The organism is Enterobacter cloacae complex sp.6700776, from assembly GCF_048284255.1.
In the GTDB taxonomy this organism is placed as follows: Bacteria; Pseudomonadota; Gammaproteobacteria; order Enterobacterales; family Enterobacteriaceae; genus Enterobacter; species Enterobacter intestinihominis.
Map to the genome: position 1 here is coordinate 1 of NZ_JBLVYK010000290.1, position 270 is coordinate 270.

Here is a 270-nt window from a genome sequence, read left to right on the forward strand (position 1 = left end):
GAAAAACGCGGGGAGATCAAACAGGGAGATACGCTTATTGAAGCCACCAGTGGCAATACAGGGATCGCTTTAGCGATGATTGCTGCGGTGAAAGGTTACAAACTGAAGCTGTTAATGCCAGATAACATGAGCCAAGAGCGTAAAGCGTCTATGCAAGCTTATGGTGCAGAACTTATTTTAGTGAGTACGACAGTAGGAATGGAAGGGGCGATGGACTTAGCTCAAGAGATGGCAAAGCGAGGCGAAGGGAAGGTTTTAGACCAATTTAAT

General features: G+C 45.9%; 1 protein-coding gene. It reads left to right on the plus strand.

The window, feature by feature from the left end; all coding sequences use genetic code 11:
- Positions 1 to 270 (plus strand): pyridoxal-phosphate dependent enzyme (locus tag ACNQ0T_RS24295; RefSeq protein WP_417930506.1); only part of this gene is annotated, 270 nt, incomplete at both ends.